Annotated in this window: 18 protein-coding genes; 12 read left to right on the top strand and 6 right to left on the bottom strand. The window is 44.7% G+C overall.

The window, feature by feature from the left end; all coding sequences use genetic code 11:
* Positions 1 to 41: 41 nt before the first annotated feature.
* Positions 42 to 1,715, bottom strand: a complete 1,674-nt coding sequence (locus tag D0C36_RS10085) for an RluA family pseudouridine synthase (RefSeq protein ID WP_117392723.1) — start codon at positions 1,713 to 1,715, stop codon at positions 42 to 44.
* A gap of 281 nt (positions 1,716 to 1,996) precedes the next feature.
* Here D0C36_RS10085 and D0C36_RS10090 point away from each other — a divergent pair, with 281 nt between their 5' ends.
* Positions 1,997 to 2,248 carry a hypothetical protein gene (locus tag D0C36_RS10090; protein WP_117391506.1) on the top strand — a complete coding sequence of 84 codons (252 nt, stop codon included), beginning with the start codon at positions 1,997 to 1,999 and terminating at the stop codon, positions 2,246 to 2,248.
* Between the two features lie 84 nt (positions 2,249 to 2,332).
* On the opposite strand, the gene D0C36_RS10095 is transcribed toward D0C36_RS10090, so the two are convergent.
* From D0C36_RS10095 to D0C36_RS10105, 3 genes are all read right to left on the bottom strand, one after another.
* Positions 2,333 to 3,787 (bottom strand): SGNH/GDSL hydrolase family protein, encoded by a 1,455-nt coding sequence (locus tag D0C36_RS10095; protein ID WP_117391507.1) that lies wholly within the window; start codon positions 3,785 to 3,787, stop codon positions 2,333 to 2,335.
* Positions 3,788 to 3,954: 167 nt separating this feature from the next.
* Positions 3,955 to 6,201 carry a CRTAC1 family protein gene (locus tag D0C36_RS10100; protein WP_117391508.1) on the bottom strand — a complete coding sequence of 749 codons (2,247 nt, stop codon included), beginning with the start codon at positions 6,199 to 6,201 and terminating at the stop codon, positions 3,955 to 3,957.
* 181 nt (positions 6,202 to 6,382) lie between these two features.
* Entirely contained in the window at positions 6,383 to 6,931 is a 549-nt protein-coding gene (locus tag D0C36_RS10105) for a hypothetical protein (protein ID WP_117391509.1), read from the bottom strand.
* 172 nt (positions 6,932 to 7,103) lie between these two features.
* Between D0C36_RS10105 and D0C36_RS10110 the strand changes: the two genes are divergently transcribed.
* From D0C36_RS10110 to D0C36_RS10160, 11 genes are all read left to right on the top strand, one after another.
* A complete protein-coding gene (locus D0C36_RS10110; protein ID WP_117391510.1) occupies positions 7,104 to 7,700 on the top strand; it encodes a dihydrofolate reductase family protein in 597 nt (198 codons plus the stop codon).
* 100 nt (positions 7,701 to 7,800) lie between these two features.
* Positions 7,801 to 9,015, top strand: coding sequence for an immunity 26/phosphotriesterase HocA family protein (locus tag D0C36_RS10115; RefSeq protein ID WP_117391511.1), 1,215 nt, complete (start codon positions 7,801 to 7,803; stop codon positions 9,013 to 9,015).
* Between the two features lie 65 nt (positions 9,016 to 9,080).
* Positions 9,081 to 10,232, top strand: coding sequence for a glycoside hydrolase family 130 protein (locus tag D0C36_RS10120; RefSeq protein ID WP_117391512.1), 1,152 nt, complete (start codon positions 9,081 to 9,083; stop codon positions 10,230 to 10,232).
* A 236-nt stretch (positions 10,233 to 10,468) separates the two neighbouring features.
* Positions 10,469 to 11,971, top strand: coding sequence for a cryptochrome/photolyase family protein (locus tag D0C36_RS10125; protein ID WP_117391513.1), 1,503 nt, complete (start codon positions 10,469 to 10,471; stop codon positions 11,969 to 11,971).
* Between the two features lie 282 nt (positions 11,972 to 12,253).
* Positions 12,254 to 12,760 (top strand): GbsR/MarR family transcriptional regulator, encoded by a 507-nt coding sequence (locus D0C36_RS10130; RefSeq protein ID WP_117391514.1) that lies wholly within the window; start codon positions 12,254 to 12,256, stop codon positions 12,758 to 12,760.
* A 57-nt stretch (positions 12,761 to 12,817) separates the two neighbouring features.
* Positions 12,818 to 13,633 (top strand): thiol-disulfide oxidoreductase DCC family protein, encoded by an 816-nt coding sequence (locus D0C36_RS10135; RefSeq protein WP_117391515.1) that lies wholly within the window; start codon positions 12,818 to 12,820, stop codon positions 13,631 to 13,633.
* Positions 13,634 to 13,644: 11 nt separating this feature from the next.
* Positions 13,645 to 14,571: a TIGR01777 family oxidoreductase gene (locus D0C36_RS10140; protein ID WP_117391516.1), complete on the top strand. Its 927-nt coding sequence runs from the start codon at positions 13,645 to 13,647 to the stop codon at positions 14,569 to 14,571.
* 12 nt (positions 14,572 to 14,583) lie between these two features.
* Positions 14,584 to 15,090 (top strand): hypothetical protein, encoded by a 507-nt coding sequence (locus D0C36_RS10145; protein WP_117391517.1) that lies wholly within the window; start codon positions 14,584 to 14,586, stop codon positions 15,088 to 15,090.
* Positions 15,083 to 16,003 carry an SRPBCC family protein gene (locus D0C36_RS10150; RefSeq protein WP_117391518.1) on the top strand — a complete coding sequence of 307 codons (921 nt, stop codon included), beginning with the start codon at positions 15,083 to 15,085 and terminating at the stop codon, positions 16,001 to 16,003. The genes D0C36_RS10145 and D0C36_RS10150 overlap by 8 nt, the downstream gene beginning before the upstream one ends.
* Positions 16,004 to 16,075: 72 nt before the next feature.
* A complete protein-coding gene (locus D0C36_RS10155) occupies positions 16,076 to 16,459 on the top strand; it encodes a luciferase domain-containing protein (RefSeq protein ID WP_233524462.1) in 384 nt (127 codons plus the stop codon).
* Positions 16,460 to 16,522: 63 nt separating this feature from the next.
* Complete coding sequence (locus D0C36_RS10160; RefSeq protein ID WP_117391519.1) at positions 16,523 to 18,172, top strand: ArnT family glycosyltransferase; 1,650 nt, start codon at positions 16,523 to 16,525, stop codon at positions 18,170 to 18,172.
* Between the two features lie 37 nt (positions 18,173 to 18,209).
* Here D0C36_RS10160 and D0C36_RS10165 read toward each other — a convergent pair whose 3' ends face one another.
* Together D0C36_RS10165 and D0C36_RS10170 are read right to left on the bottom strand one after the other, a co-directional pair.
* Positions 18,210 to 20,537, bottom strand: coding sequence for a S9 family peptidase (locus D0C36_RS10165; RefSeq protein ID WP_117391520.1), 2,328 nt, complete (start codon positions 20,535 to 20,537; stop codon positions 18,210 to 18,212).
* A 150-nt stretch (positions 20,538 to 20,687) separates the two neighbouring features.
* Entirely contained in the window at positions 20,688 to 23,078 is a 2,391-nt protein-coding gene (locus D0C36_RS10170) for a TonB-dependent receptor (RefSeq protein WP_117391521.1), read from the bottom strand.
* Positions 23,079 to 23,147 lie beyond the last annotated feature (69 nt).

The raw sequence follows: 23,147 nt of genomic DNA on the forward strand, positions 1-23,147 counted from the left end.
AAGAGCAGGCTTTACAGTCTGCTCTTTTTGTTTATTTATGTTTAAAAACCCTCGTTAACCTCAAACACCATTTTCTCGCCCGATACGGGGTGGATAAATTCCAAATGGGCGGCATGCAGGTACAAACGTTCTGCAGGGCTACCATACAGATCGTCGCCAACTATTGGGGCGTTGAGGCCCTGCGGATGGGCGGCATGCATACGCAATTGATGCGTGCGGCCGGTTTGCGGCCAGAAATATATCTTGGTTCTCCCTTCCTTGCATTCCACAACCTTGTAGCGGGTAATAGCTTTTTTGCCATGCTCAAAGCAAACCAGCTGCCGAGGGCGGTCGTCCGGGTCGCCGCGCAGGGGAAGATTGATCTCGCCTTCTTCCGTTGCAATAACGTTGCTAAGCAGGGCCGTGTAGCGTTTGGTTACTGTGCGTTTTAAAAACTGCTGCTGTATGTGTTTGTGCGCATCCTTTGTTTTGGCAACTACCAACAAACCCGAGGTAGCCATATCCAGCCGGTGGATGATCATCGGCTCAATCGTTTTAAAAAGCTGTTTTAACCTCGTATAAACAGAATCGGTTATATTGATACCGGGCACAGATAATAGCCCGTGCGGTTTGTTCACCACCACAAAGTAGTCGTCCTCATAAACAATATCCAGTGGTTTACTTTCACCGGGATTGATGAGCAGGGGGTCATCGTCCAACTCAATCCCCTGCAGCATGTGTTTAAGGATGGGCTTGCATTTACCGGTACAGGCGGGGTAAAATTGTCCGTGCACCCGTATCTCCGATTTTGGCGAGGCGCCCCACCAAAACTCGGCCATAGCAAGGGGTTTGTAGCCATGAGTAAAAGCATATTGCAATAGCTTGGGTGTAGCGCATTCGCCTGCGGCAGATGGTACGCCCAAAACTGTTTCGCTGAAAATATCATGCAGACTTTTGGTTTGCCCTTGCTGGTTCAGAAAAACATACTGCTCAAAAAGCTGCTGCTGTAACCCTGCCGACAATTCCCTGCGTTCTTTCTTCAGCGCCTCTACCCTGTCACTAAATACTGCTATCCTGTTACGAAGTTCATCTAATTGCGCATCGTGTTTGGCGCTCAACACATTTAGCTGATGTTTATCGTGCAGGCTGCCTTTTATCATCAGGGCCTCAAAATCCGCATAAGCTTCAGCACTCTGTGTTTGTTTTTGCACTTCGCGCTGCTTTTTACGGTCGAGTTTATTTGCTTTTAGCTGACTTTTAAAATCAGCCAATTCTTTCTCCGTATGTGCCGTTAGATTCTTGAGTTCTTGCTGCAGGTCGATGTAACTTTTATTAGCCTCAATCTCTTTAACCTCTCGGTTGATATCGTTAAGGATGTATTGCCCTTTTAGAAAAAAGCCATCTTCGGTAAGCATATCGAATACCGGCGGCACAAAATGAGAATGATCGTTAGAGTTTGCCAGTTTGCCCGAAAAGGCGGACAAATAACCCAACCTACCTTCGGCATCCTGAATTATCAAAACGCCGAACATCTTGCCAATGGCCGTGCCTTCGGTATCCCTGTCGAGGCCAAAATTATGGTCGAGATTGATTTGACTTTGGAGATAAGCTCTCAACTGATCTGATGCGAGCAGCGCCAACGGATGCGGCTCGTAAAAAAATGGAAACGTAAAACGTGTGGGCAGGTCTATCCCTTCAATTTCGCTCTCATCAAAATAAATCACCTTCCCGGCCATGCTACTCGCCTTTAATTTTTTTGCAAAAGTAAGGTAAAGCATGGCATGTTCAAAAAGAGCATCATCACATCAATATAAACGCTGGTCTCCGTATAACAGACCTGCCGAAGAACTCAATCATTAAAATGATTACATTAGCTATTGTAATTAACAAGAAATCCTCGCCCAAATAAAAAACTGTGGGACATAAAAAAGTTTGCCTTTCGTGTAGATTAAGCCTCAACAGGAAATTCGCTTCCGACTCTAAAGAATTGTTTATTTGCCCCCAATGCGGTAAACCGATGAAGTTGCTACCGCATCGTTTCAGGCCGCCAGGAAAAACAGACCTGAAAGGCTGGCAGATGATATCATTTCTGATAGAAAACGGGTTCAAGTTTCAGCATATTTACCAAGTTGGCAAAAACGAACTATCTAAAACCAGACATGATAACTACACGCCCTACCCAAAAAATATGAGAGAAGCCAGAGAGTTTATAGTACAATATAAAAAGCATGCTCTACCGGACCTGGAATCTATATCAGACAAAGCTTAAATGTCTTCTTACTAAGTTCTCACACCCACCTAAACAAAAAAGCCTGCAAACATCGCGTCCGCAGGCTCTCAAATCAAATTGTTGTTATTGGTTATCGGTAACTTTTACTAACTCAATCTTATGTTTTACCGGTTTATTGCTTGCGTAGATCTGGTCTATGAGGCTGTTCATTTTGTCCTGCCATGCCTTTTGGGTAGCAGGATTGCTGCCGCGTTCGTACAGGTCATTGTTTATCCAGCCATTTGTTTTCTTTAGTTCGCGCATTTTTGCCCATGATGCAGGGTCGTTATCGTTTTTGATACCGTTGGCTCGTGCAAAATTGTAAACCTGCACGGCATAGTCGCGCGTTTCGCGCTCAACCGAGCCGCGTTCTTCGTTCAGTTTTAATATCTGCAATGCCTGCTGGTATTGCGGTGTATTGGTGATCAGCGCCATGTTTACGCCTTTTGCCAGGTCGGCAGCGCTGAAACGGCCCATAGCTTTATCATCAATTTTCAACTCATAAGTACCGTTAAGGCTTTGCACTTTCAGCATCTCTTTGTTCAGGTCATCAGTAAAAGGCACATAGTTTAATGCATAAGATGCCGGGTGATGATCGCCGTTGTGTTTTTCCTCATCAACCGGGAAAGGCAATGAGTTGGCCAGGTAATCAAAGCTTAAAGATTGTGCATTACCCTTCACGTTGCTGATGTTACAATTTACCGCTGCCAAAGCTTTTGCGTTTGCTGCATCAACAGTAAAGTCGGCAACTTCCATATCTTTCAGCCCCTGGTTGCATAGGAACAGATAAGCCCATACCAGGTGGCCGTATGATTCGGGGTGTACCCTGTCATTGCTACCGCTAAGGGTAAAGTTAGGATCGGTTACCTGGTACTTTTTGTTCAACTGATCCATCGGGTGATAGATATCGATAAACGGCCAGTTGTTTTTGGCAGCCGTTGCTTTCTGCAGTTGAACTATGCGCTCAAATGTTGCAGGTTTTTCGCGCCAGCCATTACCCGTGATTACTTTGGTGGTAAAATCATAAGGAGAGCCGGTTATCAGCGAGGTTTTAATTTCTTTATGCTGAAGTAGTTTTACCTGCAGCAGTTTAAAAGCGCTGTCGCATTTGGCTACCAGCATGTCTGAGATCTTGGCCGAATCGCCCTGCATATACTGGAAGAAACCTGAGTCGTTCATCCCGAAGGTAAGATCGATCTTAGTGGGATGCTTGGTAAGAATATCCTCATCAAAACGGTTGTTAATATTAGAAACCACATCGCCACCAACACCACCGTTCATGATGGTTAAACGCAGCTCAGGGAAACGAGTCATGTAATACAGCCATATATACTGATGGTAACGGCCACCATGCGTAATGCTGTTCCCGAGAAATGCCACCCTGTCGCCGGCTTTGAACAAGTTGGCATTTTGAGGTGCATTTGGCAATATCTTTTTAGAACAGCTTTGCATAACGGCGCTGCCGCTAAGTATAGATATCAATAACAAGCCTTTGGCAAAACCTGCTTTAAGGCGCAAATAAGTATAGGGTTTCAGCATTTTGGGTAACGGGTTATAATTGTGAAACAATGATAAATAAATTTTGCTAAATCGTTTTATAATTGTTTAAATAAATTTTTATCTAAATATAACCTGTCGAAAAAATCCACAAAAAAGCCCGGCTGATGGGATATCAGCCGGGCTTCAAAAATCAACTAAATTTAATCCTAATGGTTTCGTGCAGTGTTAACGGCCATCGGCATACATACTAATGGCGCATCTTTTTTCTTGAAGACAGCTTTTCTGAGATGCAGCAACTCCGTTTGGTTTTTACCCTCAACAATATGCAGGAACTGGTTCACAGCAACGCTTTTAAAATGCTGCACAGTTTTACTACCGGCCCATTTTATCTCAATATCGTCTAATATTTTTGCCTGCCCCACGCCAATCTCTTGCGCCAGCGGCGATGAACCGAAGCTGCCGCCCGAGTTTACATCTTTGTAAACGCTGCGCTTAACACCATTATCAGTAAACGTGATCTTAATGCGGCTGCCGATAGCTGCACTGTTGGCTATGGTTCCTTCAAGTTTCAGGCTTATCCAGTTATTGTTGTTTTGGCCGGGATTTACATAAAGCGAACTTCTGTACGAATCGCCAATAACAGCGCCGCCCATCTCTGCAAATATATCCTGGATACCAGTGTTCCTGAAATCGGCAAAAGCCACACCATGGCCTTTTTGCAGGTTACCTGTGCGCGATGATATGGTTACATCCTCAAAACGCTCGCCATTAACATTCCTGAACATTTTATTGGGCACCAGCGATTTAAAATCAGGGTTGCCCGATCCGAAATACATATCGGGATAGCCATCATTATCGATATCGCCAAAGTTGGCCCCCATACTAAAAACAACTTTATCTAACCCGGCTTGCTTAGTCACTTCTGTAAAAGTGCCGTTCCGGTTGTTTCTAAAAAGATAGATATTACCATTTCCCGGTTCAGGTTTCCCTAAAGCAGCGGCAGCGGCGTAATATGCCAGCGAGGTTGTAAACCTGTAATCGGCCGCCATAATATCGGGCCAGCCATCGTTGTTGTAATCAAAGAACCAGGTTGTAAAAGTACCGTTCCTGTTGGCGGCTACGCCCGAGGCTTCGCTCACGTCTTCAAAATCCGGTATCGCACCGGCCTTTCCCTTGTTTTTTAGTAAAAACTTACGCCCATCAAGTGTGGATGCAAAAATATCCGGCCAGCCATCGTTATCGTAATCGGCAGCTGTTACGCCTTTTATGAACGATACTATATTACAATGTGCTTTATCAGCAACGTCTGTAAAAGTACCGTCATGATTATTGATGAAAAGTTTACTCTCATCTATCTCTATCTGGTCAAAACCCATTGGGCTTTCAAAACCTATAAACACATCAAGCCATCCATCATTATTAAAATCGGCCCAAACCGCTGCCTGCGTAGGATGAAAAAATAATAACCCTGCCGATATGGTAACATCCGTAAACGTACCGTCGCCGTTGTTATGTAATAACGAACTTGGCTGGTCGCCAAATCCATGGGCATTCCATGCACCGCGCATTACAAATATGTCTTTATAGCCATCGTTATCATAGTCGGTTTGTTGAATGTTCAGCCCACCATTTATTCCCTTTAAACCACTTGTAGCGGTTACATCCGTAAACGTTCCATCCTGGTTGTTTTTAAAATAATGCATGGGGTCGTTCAGTTCCCAGCCCGATGTGATCAAATCCAGGTAACCATCGTTATCAAAATCTTCGGCTATCACACCACCTGCACGGCCATTTATATTAAGCCCAAGGTCTGCCGCCATATCGGTAAAAGGCCTCACATTTGCGCCTTTGGTATTATCAAGCCCCGGGATAAGATACTGCGCAGGCACCCGGTCCGGGTAACCACCCAGGGTCATGTAAGCGATGTTGAGCAGCCATCTCGATTCCAGATCGTCGGGTTTACTTTTCAGGATATTCTGGTAGGTTTCTATCGCTTTTGTTGATCCTGTTTTGATAATGTGCACACCGGCATCTTTTATCGGGAACACGCATGATGAGCCGTTATGGTTAAGCATACAGTTAGTACGCTCGCCTAACCTCATGTAGGCCATCCCCACATCAGTCATTAAATTATCAGCAGGTGTTACATTGGTTTTCTTTAAAAGAGTGTTGTAAACCATCACTGATCGCTCTTCATCGCCGGTTTTTAGCAATAAGGGCGCCACATCCATTAAAGCCGCAATGTTGTTAGCATTACCCGGAACAGACAGTACCGAATCGCTAAAATGTAGTTTAACATCGGGCGCAAATGAGTTTTGTGCGCTATGGTTACGCTTGTGCAACTTCGTCAGCATATCTATCATTTGCTGGTGCGAAGATGACTGGCAGGCATAAAGGCCTGTTGCTACTGCGCAAAGGAGTAACCCTTTAGTCAGTATATTAAATTTGTACATGATAATATAGGTAACAGCATGCGCAGCTAAGCTACAGCCATGCTATGATCATTATAGTTTTGATAATTGTTAAATACGGGCGCGGGTTAACCGCTTTTGAGATTTTGCTGTACAGGCGCGTAAGGCAGCATAAAGCCCCCTCAACAATTTATTAATTGCTTAAATAAAACAGTGCTTACAGCTAAGCAACAAATTTGGGTGGTTGCTCGGGGATGGAGAGGTAAGTATAGCAAAGAGATTGAACCGATTCTGTAACCCTCGAAAATATCCGGGTAACCGGTGTGGTAAACTGGAAAAAGTTATGCACCGGCGAGATCTGGTTCACCAGTAAAATTTTAAGCGTAGGTAAATGATCTTTAGGGCTTACCGGTACTTTACTTACCCCCTTTGAAACAAGAACATTCTCGGTTGAGAGGCGCGTGGTTTCATAATTTGGTACACATTTTAAATAAATAGCAGTACGTGTTATCCGCATGGCTACATAGTTATACGCCACATCATCAAACTTTATTTGCCCGCTAACATTTTCGTAACCCGGCCAGTCGGTAATGTTGGGCATGTGGGCAGGCAGCTTTATTTCGGTAAGATCGCTCTTGTTATAAAGCCCGTTACTGATCTGTTTATTGTAAAAACGTTCGGCCAAATAAGATGCATATTGCCTTAATATAAGCGGCCCGCTTATATTAAAAAGGCAGATAAGCAAAAATCCAATGGCGATGGTTTTCTTCACAGGGATATTTAGGTTAACTAAATATCAGAATTAAATTTATAATTATCAAAAAATCAATTTCATACAAGTCGCATTCAGCCCGTTCATTAGTCATTTTCACACCGCGGCCGGTGTTATATTTATTCTGAGATTTGAATTATTGAAAAACAAATAAAAACAGGAGACCTAAAACATGAGAAAAATAATCGTACTGTCATTCATCACATTAGATGGGGTAATGCAAGGCCCGGGCGGCCCGGAAGAAGATACTTCAAACGGTTTTAAACTGGGCGGCTGGACAGCTCCTTACGGCGACGAAGAACTGGGAAAAGTAATGCAAAAACAATTAGAACCTGCCGACCTGCTGCTGGGCCGCAAAACCTTTGACATTTTTTCAGAATACTGGCCAAAGCACTCGCAATACTGGCCTGGCATTATGGAAGTAAACAAATATGCTTTCACTAACACGCTTACCGAATCTGCCTGGGATAATTCTCATTTCCTGAAAACGGTTGAGGATGTAGAACAACTGAAAAACACCGAAGGCCGCGACCTGAAGATCTGGGGCAGCAGCGAATTGGTTAAACTGCTGTTGAAACATGATCTGGTAGATGAGTTCTGGCTAAACATCTATCCTATTATCCTGGGCAACGGCAAAAAGCTTTTTGGCAACGATGCTATACCTAAAGAATTTGAACTGGCTGAAAGCCATATCACACCTAAGGGAGTCATTGTGACCAACTACAAAAAAAGCGGCGAAGTAAAAACCGGCACCGTTGGCCCCGAATAGTAGCAACAACCTTATCCTGATCATATAAAGCCGCTTATGCGGCTTTTTTAGTTTAACTTTGTTTGCAAGGCGCTATCTTGCTCTATTAATCCCAAAAAACATGGCATTCGAACTATCTAACGAACAGCGCCGCTACCTTGGCCTCGACCCCGTTGAACCCCATTGGGAAAAAGCGTCCCTCAAGAGTGGCCCTTATCGGGAAGAAGGTATTGTTTACTTTGATGGTGATGTTATAAAAAGGCGCATCATTTCAACTGATACATTGTATAATGAGACGCAGTATAATGAACCAACCCGCGATAGGATCGTGCTTCTTCCTAAAACTGCCAAAGGCAAAGAGAAAGCACTTTCGGGTTCGGTATTGTCGTCAAGGCATCCTTTGGGTACTTATTGCGAAATAGATAATTATGTCAGGGTGTTTATTGGTAACCACACCACGCAAACAACTTTTTATGATACCAGTTGGGAAAAGCCTCAAAAAAAAGATGCACCCACGCAGGATATTAACAATACTGTGGTCGACTTTATAAGCAGTAGTTCGGCTTTGCACTTAAAGGATATTGAAGAATTTAAAAATGCCAAACGCAAGAACTGCAAATTTAAACACGGCGATTATTTTGCCTTTAAGATCAGTCGCACTCAGTATGGCTTTGGGCGTATATTGGTTGATATAGCGCGGCTTAGGAAAAAGATAGAATTACCAAAAGGGCATGGCCTTGGTTTTGTGATGACATTACCGGTACTGGTTAAACTATACGCTTACATTTCTGACAAAAAGGATGTTGATATAAACGTGCTTCAAAAACAGCCCTCATTGCCGTCAGACTACATGATGGATAACCTGTTGCTTTATGGACAATTTGAGATTATCGGGCACAAAAAATTAACACCTGATGATCTTGATTTCCCTATCTCATACGGCAGGCATATTGATGCGCAGCAGCGTTCGGCATTTTTGCAATGGGGGCTTATTCACAAGGAGGTACCATCAACATCTTTTAGCGAATACTTTTATGCGGATAACCCATTTAATGCCGAATCACAACATAAAATAATTAACCCTTTTGGCTTTTATGGTGTTGGTATTTATCCGCGATACGCCGAGTTATACGAGATACAAAAATCCATATCAAATGGCGGTTTTGATTTTGCCATGTATAAAGATTACCGCACTCACTTTGATCTACGGAACCCTGCCAACAAAAACATTCGCGAAGAACTGATGAAACTATTTGGTCTTGATGCCTCAAAAAGCTACGATGAGAATTGTAGTTTAACCGCAACACTAACATCTGAAGATGTTATTGGCCTTTAGTTATTAAGCCACTGATGTATATATTTGTTCAATTGCCAATTAAACCCAAACATTAACCTGTTTATATGAGAACCATCCTCATCTTTATTAAAAGCGCGGCTTTATTATGCTTTTTAACCGGCAGCGCCTTAGCCCAGGATACCAACAAATTACCTGCCTGGGCCTTAGGTGGTTTTGAGCGCGAAACAACGCTTAACCCCATTATATCGCCGGATAGTACCACCCGCTTTTTTGACCCGGTGCTGAAAAAATATGTGGGATGGGAATCAAACGATACGTTTAACCCCGGGGCGGCGGTTTATAAAGGCAATGTGGTGGTGCTTTACCGCTCTGAAGATAAGTCGGGCGTGGGGATAGGTTACCGTACCTCGCGTTTGGGTTATGCGGCAAGTAAAGATGGTTTGCACTTTAAACGCGATAAAGCGCCAGTGTTTTACCCTGCCAATGATAGCCAGAAAAAATACGAGTGGCCCGGCGGTTGCGAAGATCCCCGTGTGGCAGTAACCATTAACGGCACCTACGTGGTGTTTTACACCCAATGGAACCGTGATGTACCCCGCCTGGGCGTAGCCACCTCAAAAGACCTAAAACACTGGACCAAACACGGCCCTATATTCGAGGATGCATACAAAGGCAAGTTCCTTAACATCCCGCATAAATCGGCATCTATACTGACTAAAATTGTTAACGGCAAACAGGTAGTGGCTAAAGTAAAAGGCAAATACTGGATGTACTGGGGCGAACTGCACGTTTATGCCGCAACCTCAACCAACCTGGTGGACTGGACACCGGTGGTTAACCCCGATGGTAATTTGACCGAACTATTCTCTCCGCGCAAGGGTTACTTCGATAGTGAGCTTACCGAGTGCGGCCCGCCGGCTATTATGACGGATAAAGGGATTGTGCTGCTCTACAACGGCAAAAACAAAGCCGGCGATGACGGCGACAAGCGTTTTACGCCGAACAGCTACTGTGCCGGTCAGGGTTTGTTTGATAAGAACGACCCGCTGAAATTTATTACCCGTTTGGATGTACCGTTCATGAGGCCGATGGCTTCCTTTGAAAAGAGCGGCCAGTACCCGGCCGGTACCGTTTTCCTTGAAGGGATGGCCTACTTTAAAAAGAAATGGTTTTTATATTACGGCGCCGCCGATTCGAGAGTTTGTGTAGCGGTTTATGACCCGGCTAAGCCTGCAAAAGCAGATCCGATAAATTGAGATTAGATCAGGTGTTCACGTTCACGCCATGAACATACGTTAACACCTGATTACCAAATATTTATGACTGACAAGATTTTGTCAGTAGCCGCCGTCGCGAGCTTTCAGCTCGTGACTTGCATGATTTCAGCTTTCAGCTGACGGAAGCAGAATGCTTCCTGCATGCAGTGTCACGAGATACGCTGCGCTAATCTCGCGACGGCAAACTATTTGGGTTGCGCTTCTGTTGCTTTTCTATGCATCAGGCAACCCTCATTTTTCCGCATCAGCTTTTCAAAAAACACCCTGCGGTGAGTAAAAGCCATGAGGTTTATCTTGTTGAGGAAGAACTCTTTTTTAATCAATACGCCTTCCACAAAAAGAAACTGGTGCTGCACAGGGCATCTATGCAATACTATGCGGACCACCTCAGGGAACAGGGCATCAAAGTACATTACATTGAGGCAACAGATAAGCTTTGCGATATCCGTAAACTGATACTGCATCTGGCCAAACAGGGCGTGGATAACATTCACTATGTCCATGTGGCCGACGACTGGCTGGAGAAGCGCATAGTATCCGCCTGCGAAAAACACAACATCGGCATAAAGAAATACGATACACCCAACTTCCTGAACAGCACAGATGATGTAGCCGATTACTTCGACGGGAAGAAAACCTATTTCCAGACTGATTTCTACATCGCGCAGCGAAAGCAACGCAACATCTTATTAGAGGGTAACGATAAACCGCTCGGCGGCAAATGGACCTATGATACCGAGAACCGGCAGAAATTCCCTAAGAATGAGGTGGTGCCCATGCTTAACCCGCTCGATGAGAACAAATACGTTAAGGACGCCATAAAATGGGTGGAGCAACACTATCCCGATAACTATGGAGATACCAGGTCGCCATTCGGAAACATAGGTGGCTTTTACCCGGTTACGCATCACGAGGCTGTGCTTTGGCTGAATGATTTTTTGAAACATCGCTTTGATAAATTCGGGGTTTATGAAGATGCTATGGTGACAGGGGAGAGTTTTCTGTACCATTCTATCCTGTCGCCGCTTATCAACACCGGCTTGTTAGATCCGCAGCAGGTAATAGACAAAACACTGGATTTTGCCGCGGAGAATGATATCCCGCTCAATTCACTGGAAGGTTTTATCCGCCAGATAATGGGCTGGCGCGAGTTTATCCATATCGTATACGAGCGTGAGGGTGTTAAGCAGCGTACCAAAAACTATTGGGGCTTTAATCGCCGCATCCCCCGCACTTTTTGGAAGGGCGAGACCGGCATCGCCCCCATTGATACGGTTATTAAGCGCGTGCTGCATACCGGCTATAGTCACCATATTGAACGGTTGATGGTGATGGGCAATTTTATGCTGCTGTGCGAGTTTCATCCCGATGATGTTTACCGCTGGTTTATGGAAATGTACATTGATGCTTACGACTGGGTGATGGTGCCCAACACCTACGGCATGACCCAGTTTGCCGATGGTGGCTTAATGATGACCAAACCCTACATCAGCGGCAGCAACTACCTTATGAAAATGGGCAACTGGCCAAAAGGCGACTGGCAGGATACCTGGGATGGCCTGTTCTGGCGTTTTATGCATAAGCACCGTAACTTTTTTACCCAAAACCCAAGGCTGGGCATGCTGGTTAAGTCGTTTGATAAAATGGATGAGGCCAAAAAGAAACGCCATTTGCACAATGCTGAGGAGTTTTTGAAGGGATTGGATAAACAAACGTAGTTAACATACCCTCCCGCAAGCGTCCGGCTTGTGGAAACAGACAGGTTAAGCCTTTTGAATAGCCTTGGATAAGCAAGCGTAGTTTACTCACCCGGTTTACGCTCCGCTGGACCGCCCTCTCTTCGCTGCGCGAAAAGAGGGTTAAAAATTCTCACCCTCTTTACGACGTAGAGAGGGTCGACGAGCGAAGCAAAGTCGGGGTGAGTAAAAAATTAGCGAGTAAATATTTAAAATAAACTTTCAAAAAGTTTTGAAAGTTGAAAACTATATCTACATTTGTATATGCAATTACCTGAAGCAAAGCAAAAGTTTATCGATACCTGGGGCAAATTAGCTTCTGAGTGGGGCATTAACCGCACCATGGCACAGGTACATGCTTTATTGCTGATTACACCAGAGGCCCTTACCACCGAACAGGTGATGGAAGAGCTGAGCATCTCTCGCGGTAATGCTAACATGACCCTGCGCGACCTGATAGGCTGGGGATTGATAGAAAAACAACTAAAGCCCGGCGAACGTAAAGAATATTTTTTTGCTGATAAAGATATCTGGAATATTGCACGCCAGGTAGCAAAAGAACGCCGCAAACGCGAGTTAGAACCCTTGCTGAAAGTGCTTGGCGAACTGGAGCAAGTAAAAGGCGATAAGAACGACCCCGACTTTAAAACTTTCAATAAATCGGTAACAGACATCAATAAAATGTCTAAGAATGCCGACCGCGCTTTGGATACCATGCTTAAAGCCGAAGAAAGCTGGTTTTGGGGTTCGATATTTAAAATGTTCAAGTAGGACATTTTTTTTGGATTCAATGTTTCAAAATTTACTGAAAATATAAATATTACAATAATGAAAACACTTGGCAATTACACCATACTTTACGATGCAGAGTGCCCTATGTGTGATATATATACAAAGGCATTTGTTAAAACCGGTCTGCTGGATAGCGCAGGCCGCACCCCTTACCAGGAACTGGCGCAGGATGCCTGCCCGTTAGTGAACCGCCAGCGCGCGGCAGACGAGATAGCCCTGGTAAACCACGAAACCGGCGAGGTTACCTATGGCATCAGCAGCCTTTTTAAAGTTTTGGGCGCCGCCATGCCGGTATTCAAGAGCTTATTTGCTTTTAAACCTTTTGTTTGGGTAATGAGCAAGGTTTACGCCTTTATCTCTTACAATCGCAGGGTAATTATCCCTGCGGCTAAGGACGATTTTATGTATCAGCCTACATTTAAACTACGTTACCGCATTGCATATTTGCTGCTCACCTGGCTGGTTACTGCCGCTATCCTTACCCAATACGCCCCGTTGCTACAAGGCATGGTACCGGTTGGCAGCGCTTACCGCGAGTATGTGATCTGTGGCGGGCAGATCCTATTTCAGGGCGTTATTATCAGTTTGTTGTTTGGCCAAAAACGCTGGGAGTACCTGGGTAACATGATGACCATCTCTTTTGCAGGAAGTGTACTGCTATTACCTGTTGTTTTACTAAGCGGGCTTATTGGTGCCCATCCCCTCTTTTACACCTGTTACTTTATGATGGTTGCCGGGCTGATGTTTTTAGAGCACATCCGCAGGAGCAAGTTAATGGGCATTGGCTGGCGGTTAACTATCAGCTGGGCTATATACCGCGCCTTGGTGCTTGTTATTATATTATTTACCTAAACCTTATCACAATGTTATACAACAAGATCATCTTAGCCGGCGGAGCCGGGAGCCTCGGTACCACGCTGGCCAATTATTATCGCGATAAAGCAAGCGAAATCATCATACTTAGTCGCAAACCCAAAGCTGCTGATGGTAATATCCGCACCGTAGTTTGGGATGCCCGCACCATTGGCACATGGGCGCAAGAGCTGGATGGCGCCGACTTGCTTATTAACCTTTGCGGTAAAAACGTGAACTGCCGCTACACTGAAAAGAACAAAGCGGAGATATTTAGTTCAAGGCTCAACCCTACCCGTTTGCTGGGCGAGGTGGTGGGCAACTTAGCTAACCCGCCCGCGCTTTGGATCAATGCGGCATCTGCCACCATTTACCGCCATGCGGAAGACCGCCCGCAGAACGAAACCACCGGCGATATTGGTTATGGCTTCTCTATTGAAGTTTGCAAACAATGGGAAAAGACTTTTTTTGAGCAGGATACACCAAACACCCGTAAAGTTGCTTTGCGGATAGGGATAGTGTTGAGCCACGATGGCGGGGCGTTCCCTGTGTTGCGTAACCTGGTAAAATTTGGCATGGGCGGTAAACAGGGCGATGGCAGCCAGTACGTAAGCTGGATCCACGAGCAGGATGTGGCCGCCATTACCGAATGGGTTTATCAGCATAAAGAACTTACCGGCGCCATTAATGCCACAGCGCCCAACGCCATTAAAAATACCGACCTGATGCGCATCATCCGTAAGGCGTATGGCATCCCCTTCGGTTTGCCTGCACCCAAATGGCTACTGGAAATTGGCGCGGCTATCATTGGCACCGAAACCGAACTAATACTAAAAAGCCGCTGGGTAAAACCACAACTATTGCTGGATAGTAGCTACCCTTTCCAATACACCGAGGCTGCCCAGGCCGTACATGACTTGCTGAGCGTAAAACCTTAACCTGAATACATTATGGCACTTACCACCACACAATTAAAAAAACGGATAAAGATCTGGCTTTGGGTACTCGTTATCGGCCTGGCTTTGAGCGGCATCACCGCCTTCCCTATCGAAACTGAACTGGCCTGGTTTAATAACCACTCGGGCCTCATGTCAATCAATGCGAAGGCGTGGTTCGGTACTATTTATAGTGCAGTTAAAATAACCAATATCAATTATCCCTACCTATCTTATGGTACAGATTGGCTGGCTTTTGCGCATTTGTTATTAGCCGTACTGTTTATAGGCCCGGCGCAAGACCCAATTAAAAATATCTGGGTGATGCAATTTGGCATCATCGCCTGCATAGCCATTTTTCCGCTGGCGTTTATTGCCGGCAACATCAGGCAGATACCTTTATTTTGGCAATTAATTGATTGCTCATTCGGGGCTATCGGTATTATTCCGTTACTGCTGGCTTATCGCTACACCAAAAAATTAACTTATCTTAAAACCGCTTTATCACAACAACATGCCTAAGATCAAAATTTCAGATTACACTAAAGGATTCATTGCATCTAATGCCTTTGCGCTCATTCTATTATCGCTTACGGCACTGGTATTTAAAAAAATAAATGATACGCCGGGCGTATTAATATTCTCTGAGTTTGTTATCATCCCTTTGTTAATGGGAATCATCAGCGCCTGGTATTGGCGCAATATGGACCTATCGGGATACCAGTTGGCAGGCAACGCTTTGCGTAATACTTTTCTGGGTTGTGTAGTAAGTTCTGTTTTTATGCAAGAGGGGGTGATTTGCCTTATCATTGTATCGCCACTGTTGTTTACTTTCATCTGGATAGGCGAAGGGATAGGCCGGGCCATGTTTAAACGTAACGATCAAAAACTCAATACCAGCATCATCGTTTTGCTGCTTGGCATATTCGTGTTCGACTCCTTATCAAAGCATCACTACGAAAACATGGTGGCCGATACCATGGTTATAAAAGCCCCACCTGCTAAAGTGTGGCAATACGTGGTGGCTTATAAACGCATTGAGGCAAAGCCTAACTACTGGCTCTTCAGGATAGGCATGCCCAGCCCGGTGCAATCAACCGCCAGTGGTTACCATTTGGGAGCTAACCGTAAGTGTATATTCAGTAATGGATATGTGTTTGATGAAAAGATCTCCACTTACGATGAGAACCGAAACCTTACCTTTGATATTACCCATCAGCCCCGCGACCCGGAGATAATGGGCCATATAGATATCCTGCGCGGGCAATTCCTGTTAAAAGATAATGGCGACGGCACCACCACCCTTACCGGTAATAGCTGGTACAGATTATATGTTTTCCCAACGTGGTATTATGATCTGTGGGCGTCAAGCATTACCCGTAACGTACACCTGCGTGTAATGGATCATATTAAACAACTGAGCGAAATAGAATAGATGTTTGCTTTTATCATCAGATACCTTGGCTTTTTAAAGCATGTACCCGGGCTTGCACATATTTTTGACGCAATGCTCAGGTTCTTCACCCTGCTTTTTAATCCCAAATTACTGATAGTTATTGACGATATAGAGGCAGAGGTAGGCCACTGGCCGGATATTGTTATCCATACCCACAAATACGGTGGCCTGCAGTTTGATATTTACGGTAAAGAGCTTGGCCATATCCATAGTAACGGCTTGCTCGATATGCCTTTTAGCAAGGCCATAAAACAACAGTTAATGGCAGATGACCGCCGCGTAAATGACCATCATAGCTTTATTAACTCGGGCTGGATAAGTTTTTATATGAATCACACCGATGATAAAATACTGGCCATACAGTTATTTAAGATCAATTATCAGCGTTTAAAAAAGCATGAGCAGGAAAATATAACTGCCCATGCCTCTTTGTAATAAATATGCAACAGTGGTCTTGTGTAAACATGAGCCTGTTATATTTACAGCAAATCTCATGCTATGCCTAACATCCTTAAAAGCAACGCCTTTAAAATATTCCTCGCCATTTTTGCCGTCAACTTTCTGCAATCGTGGTTTAGTGCTTTTTTAAATGATGAGGCTTACTACTGGTTCTACGGCAAACAATTAGACTGGGGATATTTTGACCATCCGCCTATGATAGCACTGCTGGCAAGGCTGGGTTCGAGCATTTTGCCCGGCGAGCTTGGCGTGCGTTTACTCACCTGTTTAATGGGCAGCGCCACCTTTGCGCTTATATATAAATTGATAGAGGGTGAGGCCACAGAAAAGTTGAACGTTAGGTTAGCTGTGATGCTGATGCTTTCATCGGTTTTCATGAACCTGTACTCGTTTATGGCACTACCTGATACGCCTTTGCTGTTTTTCGCAGTTTTGTTCCTGTACCTTTACCGCGATTACCTTACCCGCGATACAGTGCTTAATGCCCTTAAACTTGGCATTGTTGCAGCCCTGCTATTGTATTCAAAGTACCATGGCATATTGGTTATTGGTTTTACCGTTCTATCAAATTTGAGTTTGTTCAGGCGAAAATCGTTCTATGGCATTATATTGATAGCACTTGTTTTATTTGCACCGCATATTAACTGGCAATATGAGCACAACTACCCTACCATCAGGTTCCAGTTCCAGGAGCGCACGAGCGAGTTTGCATTGCAGAATGTATTAGGTTACATAGGCGAGCAGGCAGCCATTACCGGCCCGGTGGTTTTATTGGTTTGCAGCTTGCTGTATAAGCCAAAGAACTCGTTGCAGCGTGCATTAAAATTTAATGTCATCGGCATTTTTGGGTTTTTCTTGCTGTCATCCTTCAAAGGAAACATCAACATCCATTGGACTGCTGTTGCCCTGCCTGCTATGATATGCCTTACTTATTTGTACTTGCAGGGTTTAAGCAGCGTACCTAAACTGGTTTACGGTTTGCTGGTGTTTGATTTTATATTGATACTGGTTATCCGCATCAATTTCGTTTTTGATCTGTTCCCTATCCCTCACTTTAACGATCATTATCCGAGAGAGATGGCCAAAGCCTTAAAAGCTGAAAGCGCATCGCGCCCCCTTGTATTTGTAAATGTGTATAATGAGCCCTCAGAATTTATGTTTTATACGGGTGTTGATTGCTTTGCTATTAATAAAATAGATTATAAGAAGACCCAGTTTAACTATGAACCAGTACTACAGGCAAAGGTGCAGGGTAAAAATATTACCCTGGTTTCTACAGATTCGTTGAATGCAGAAAGCAAGCTATTGAAAGTAGAGAATAAACAATATTTTTTAACGCCGATAAACAATTTTAAAACCTTTACCGGCATCTGGAAGGTTAAGGCTGACGGACTTAAAAACATGATTCATGCCACTCCGCAAGCCCTGCTAGTAAATGTCGCCAAAGACAGCAATACCGGTGATATGCTATCAAATGATGACGAATTACTGATAACCTTTTTTGGTGATGATAATGATGTTTACTATACCTATGATAAGCCGTTGAAACCAACAGCTAACCAAACCTTAACCTTCAACTTTAAAGCGCCTGCACAGGCAGGAAAATACAAGGCGGTATTTTCTATCAGAAAAAAAGGGATGCCTTTTGCCGAGTTTAATAGTTTGCTGTACAACATCAACGTTAAATAAAAAAAGGCCTCACCAGTTAGTGAGGCCTTTTTATTTATTATTTACCGGTGGTGCGTTTGCCCATCTGGTAATCGTAAGGAGCTTTTAGCCCCAGCAGGTTCTCTACAAAGTAATCCCAGCGGCGGCGCATCATGTATGGAGAGTAAGCACCATAACCGTGTGCGCTGTTAGGGAAGATCACCAGATCAAAGCTTTTGTTGGCTTTCTCCAGTGCCTCAACAACCAGCAGGGTGTTGTATGGCGGCACGTTATCATCCATCATACCGTGGGCCAGCATCAGTTTGCCTTTAAGGTTTTTAGCCCAGTTCTGGTTGGCTTGTGCGTCGTAGTCTGAGTTTTCAACCAGGCCGTTGTAACGCTCGCCCCAGTCGTCCTCGTAGTTGCGGTTCTCGTGGTTGCCCGATTCTGAGATACCTACTTTAAAGAAATCAGGGTAGCGGAACATCGCAGCTGCCGTTGCAAAACCACCACCCGAGTGGCCCCAGATACCCACCTTAGTGGTATCAATAGGATATTTGGCAGCTAATTGTTTGATAGCCGTGATCTGATCAGGCAGGGTATTTTCAGCCATGTTGCCATAGCTCATATCGTGGAAACTTTTTGAGCGCAGCGGGTTGCTGGTACCTTCAATAGCAACAACAATAAAGCCCAGCTCAGCCAGTGCCTGATTGTCGCCCCTTGAGGCTACAAACGACCAGCTACCTACGCTGCCACCCTGCGGACCAGGATAAATATAATCTATCACCGGGTATTTTTTACCGGCTTCCATTTTGGTTGGGGTGAACATTACGCCGTAAATATCGGTAGTGCCATCATGCGCTTTTACCTTTACAGGGATAGGCGCTTTCCACCCGGTTGCCACTAAACGAGATACATCTGCTTTTTCTAAAGTAGCCAGTAAAGCACCTTTAGTATCGCGCACAACGCTTACAGGCGGCACATCAGGCTGCGAGTAGGTATCTACAATGTATTTATCGTCAGGAGAGAATGACACGGTGTGATTACCGGCCTCAGGCGTTAACAAAGTTAAACCTTTGCCGTTGAAACCAACTTTGTACAGGTGTGCAAAGTATGGGTTGCCCGGCTCGCGGCCATCTGCCATAAAGTAAAGGGTACGGCTTTTCTCATCAACCTTTAACAAACGGGTTACTACCCAATTGCCTTTGGTGATCTGATTTTTAACCTTGCCGGTTGTAGCATCGTACAGGTAAAGGTGGCCCCAGTTATCGCGCTCAGAGAACCAGATGATCTCTTTTGACGCAGGCAGGTAACGCCAGTTGATTGCGCCCCAGCCCGATTCATATTGCGTTTTAACGGTCTCTTCAAATACCTCGCGCACGGCACCGGTTTCCGCATTGGCAATACGGAACTTCTCATTCTTGTGATCGCGCGAGGTTGATACGAAGGCAAACTCAGTACCATCTGCTTTCCAGTCGGCATCATCAAAGCTGCCACTGCTTGATATATCGTCACTCAGGGTAGCACGGTGCGGATCCGGCGCGATATTGAAACGAACCACTTTCGGGTTCTCTACATCAATAATAACACGTTGTATGGTTGTTATGTCTTTATCGCCGGGCAGCGGATATTTCCAGGCATGCAGGGTTGGCTTGCCCACGTTAGTAGTAACCAGATACATATCACTCGATTTACGCTCATCCTGCTGAAAGGTAGCTACCTTCTTAGAATCAGGCGACCATGAAACAATCGGGCGGTCGCTGTGTGTCCAGCCGGCATTATCGGTAGCATAACCGAAGTTCTTCACGCCATCATTGGTTAGCTGTGTAGTAGCGTTAGTAGCTACATCGCGCACCCAAAGGTTATAATCTTTTATAAAAACAGCTTTCTTGCCATCGGGCGATAACACTTCGTTACCACCACTGCGTGCTGCCCTGCCGGTTAAACGGGCCGGTTTGCCGCTTTGTGCTTTGGTAGTATCGGCAGTTACCTGATTGGCCTGTGCATCATACATCCATTTTTTACCATCGGCACCAAAGGTGATGTATTTACCATCGGCACTGTAGTTAATGCTGATGAACGGCAGCTTATTAGCAGTGTAGGTTGTACCTGCGGCAGATGATAAAGCTGCTGCCAGTTTATTAGCGTCAAAAGCGGGTGTTTTAGTTTTCTTTGCAGGGTCTACCAGGTAGAACTCGGCACCGTTTTGTGTAGTTACACGGTACCAGAATTTGCCGTTTGGCAGCCAGGTTGGCATTACATTGGCCCTATCAATAAGCGGCGAAGTGTTGTAGGCCATAAAGGCCTCGGCGCGCTCATAATCTTTAGCGGTAAGTGCCCCGCCCTGCTGTGCATTTGCGCTTATCCCTAACGCAACAGCAGCAGCTGTGAGTAAATATTTGTTCATTTTAAGGTCAGTTAGTTAAACGGCAACAAATTAAGTTAAAATTTGATGCTTTACAGCGTAGCTATAGTATAATGATTGTTACACAGCCCTAAACAAAAAAGCCGGCCCCCATAAGGGCCGGCTTCCAATCATAGGTAGATGATAGGGGTATTAAAATCTATATGCTACTGATAAGCGGTAGTTGCGCGGTGCATCAGCCTGGTAGTAGTATGCATTTAGGAAAGAGTAGTATGAACCGCTGTAGGTATACTTATCTAACACGTTGAATACGTTACCGGTGATGCGCATTTTGGTACCTTCCCAAAACAAACCTGCGTCCATTTTAAAGTAATCAGGTAATCTCAACAGGCCCGGTGTCCAGGTATCGGTTTGGCGACCGGCTAAATAGCTACCGCCTAATGATACACCTGTGCCTTTTAAACCACCGGTACGCAGCTTATAAGTTAACCATGCATTTGCAATGTGTTTAACATATCCCGGAACAATGTCACCAACTTTTATGGTTGATGGGGCATCGCCAACTTTTGAAACTTTAGAGTCTGTGTAAGCATAGTTAGCAACAAGGTCTAAGCCCGGCATTAACTCGCCACGCAGGTCAAACTCAATACCTTGCGTGCGTTTCTGGCCAAGCAGGAAGCTAACCGGGTTGCCCGGGCGGCTTGATGTATCGGCAGAAGCTTCGTTATTTCTCAGGATGCGGTAAGCGGCAAGAGTAGTATTCCATTTGCCATCAGCCCAGTCCTTTTTAATACCAAACTCGAGGTTACTACCGGTTAGCGGTTTAACACTACCACCATTTACAAGGCGCGCAGCAACCTGCGGGCTAAATGCCTGGTCATATAAGCCGTATACTGATGTTTGATCATCAATTGATACGCTTACACCAACACGCGGGGTGAAGTGTTTTGCATCAGACGTTGTACCAAAATCTGACGAAGAGATGTAGGTATAACGGCCGGCAAGTGTTAAGCGCAATTTATTATCTAAAAAGCCTAACTCATCTTGTACGTACAAGCTGGTGTAACGTGAATTGATCAAACCGAAACCTTCTGCAGCCCTTGCTTCAAGGCTTGTTGAGCGGTCAAAGGTAGGGTAACCATTTGCAGGTGCATTTAAAGCAGCCAGTGTTGGGTCATACGGATCAAATGGTTTGGCCTTTGTATCAAGCGATGCGGTGTGCGAATAATCGGCGAAGTATTTTTTATCACCCATATCAACACCTGCCAATATTTTGTGAACTACAGAACCGGTATTTACTTTACCATTAAGGAAAGCCTGGCCTAAAGACATTACGCTTTTTGCTTCCCAGATACCTGCGTTACGCACATATTTGCCATCTGCAAAAACTGTATCGGCCCACATTGATGTTCCAAGCTGGTAATAATCATAGCGCGCTGCCTGTGCAGTTAATTTCCAGTTATCGCTTAGCTGGTGCTGCATGTTTACGGTAAAGCTATGGTCATTGATGTTTGTTGGTGGCAAACCTGCAGGCAATTGCGAAAAGCTTTGCGGCAATACGCCATAACCTTTGGGGCTAAATACATAGTACGAGCCTACGTCTGATGTGTGTGCACGCTGGTAAACGTACTCGGCAGTTAATTTAGTTTTATCATCAACCTGATAAGATATTACCGGTGCAATAACATAACGATCATTAAACTCATTGGTACGGAAAGAATTTTTGTTTTGTGCCGATAAGTTTAAGCGGTAAAGCAATTTACCATCTTTACTTAATTTACCATCAAGATCAAGCGCTGCACGGTTAAGGTTAAAGCTACCTGTAGTAAAGCTTATCTCGCCTTTTTCCTGGCCGGTAGGCTTTTTGGTTACTACGTTGTATAAACCGCTTGGGTCGCCGTTTGATAGCATGAAACCTGCAGGGCCTTTTACAAACTCAATATGATCAACAAAGCTCATATCCTCGGTAAGCGGGCCCCAAAAAGAACTAACTACGTTAAAACCATTACGGAAAGCCTGTACCTGTGAACCACGCATTTTTACGTTGGTATAAAGATCGCCCCAGTGCTCGCTACGTACAGCACCGCTCACGTTGCGTAACACGCCATCGCTCATGCTGGTGATCTGTTGCTCTTTTAACGACTGACCAGATATTACCTGGATATTTTGAGATACTTGTAGCAATGGCTCCTGTAAACGTAATGATTGCGATGGGTTATCCATTTTAACGCTGTTGGTACGTGCGTTAACCATTACTTCTTTCAACTGAGAGGTACTCAGATCAAGCGAGAAGTTTACGGTTGAGTTTTGGCCTGTTGCAACAGTTATCTCTTTTTCCTGAGAAGCCATATTGATGGCTGATACCACTACGGTGTAAGTGCCGGGGTTAACACGGCCCATACGGAAATGGCCTTTTTCATTTGTTGATGCACCATAAGATGTGCCTTTTAATGCTACTGATACATAAGCAACCGGACTACCATCGGTTGCGGTTACTATACCACTTATGCTACCATGCTGCTGTTGTGCAAATGCAGTGGTTATGGTTAGTACTGTGATTAAGAGGGATAAAATTTTCTTCATGCCTTATTTTGAATGATTCTAAACAGCCGCAAAGAAACATCAAAAACAGTGTATTGTCAACACTTATTT

The organism is Mucilaginibacter conchicola (assembly GCF_003432115.1).
Taxonomy (GTDB): Bacteria; Bacteroidota; Bacteroidia; order Sphingobacteriales; family Sphingobacteriaceae; genus Mucilaginibacter; species Mucilaginibacter conchicola.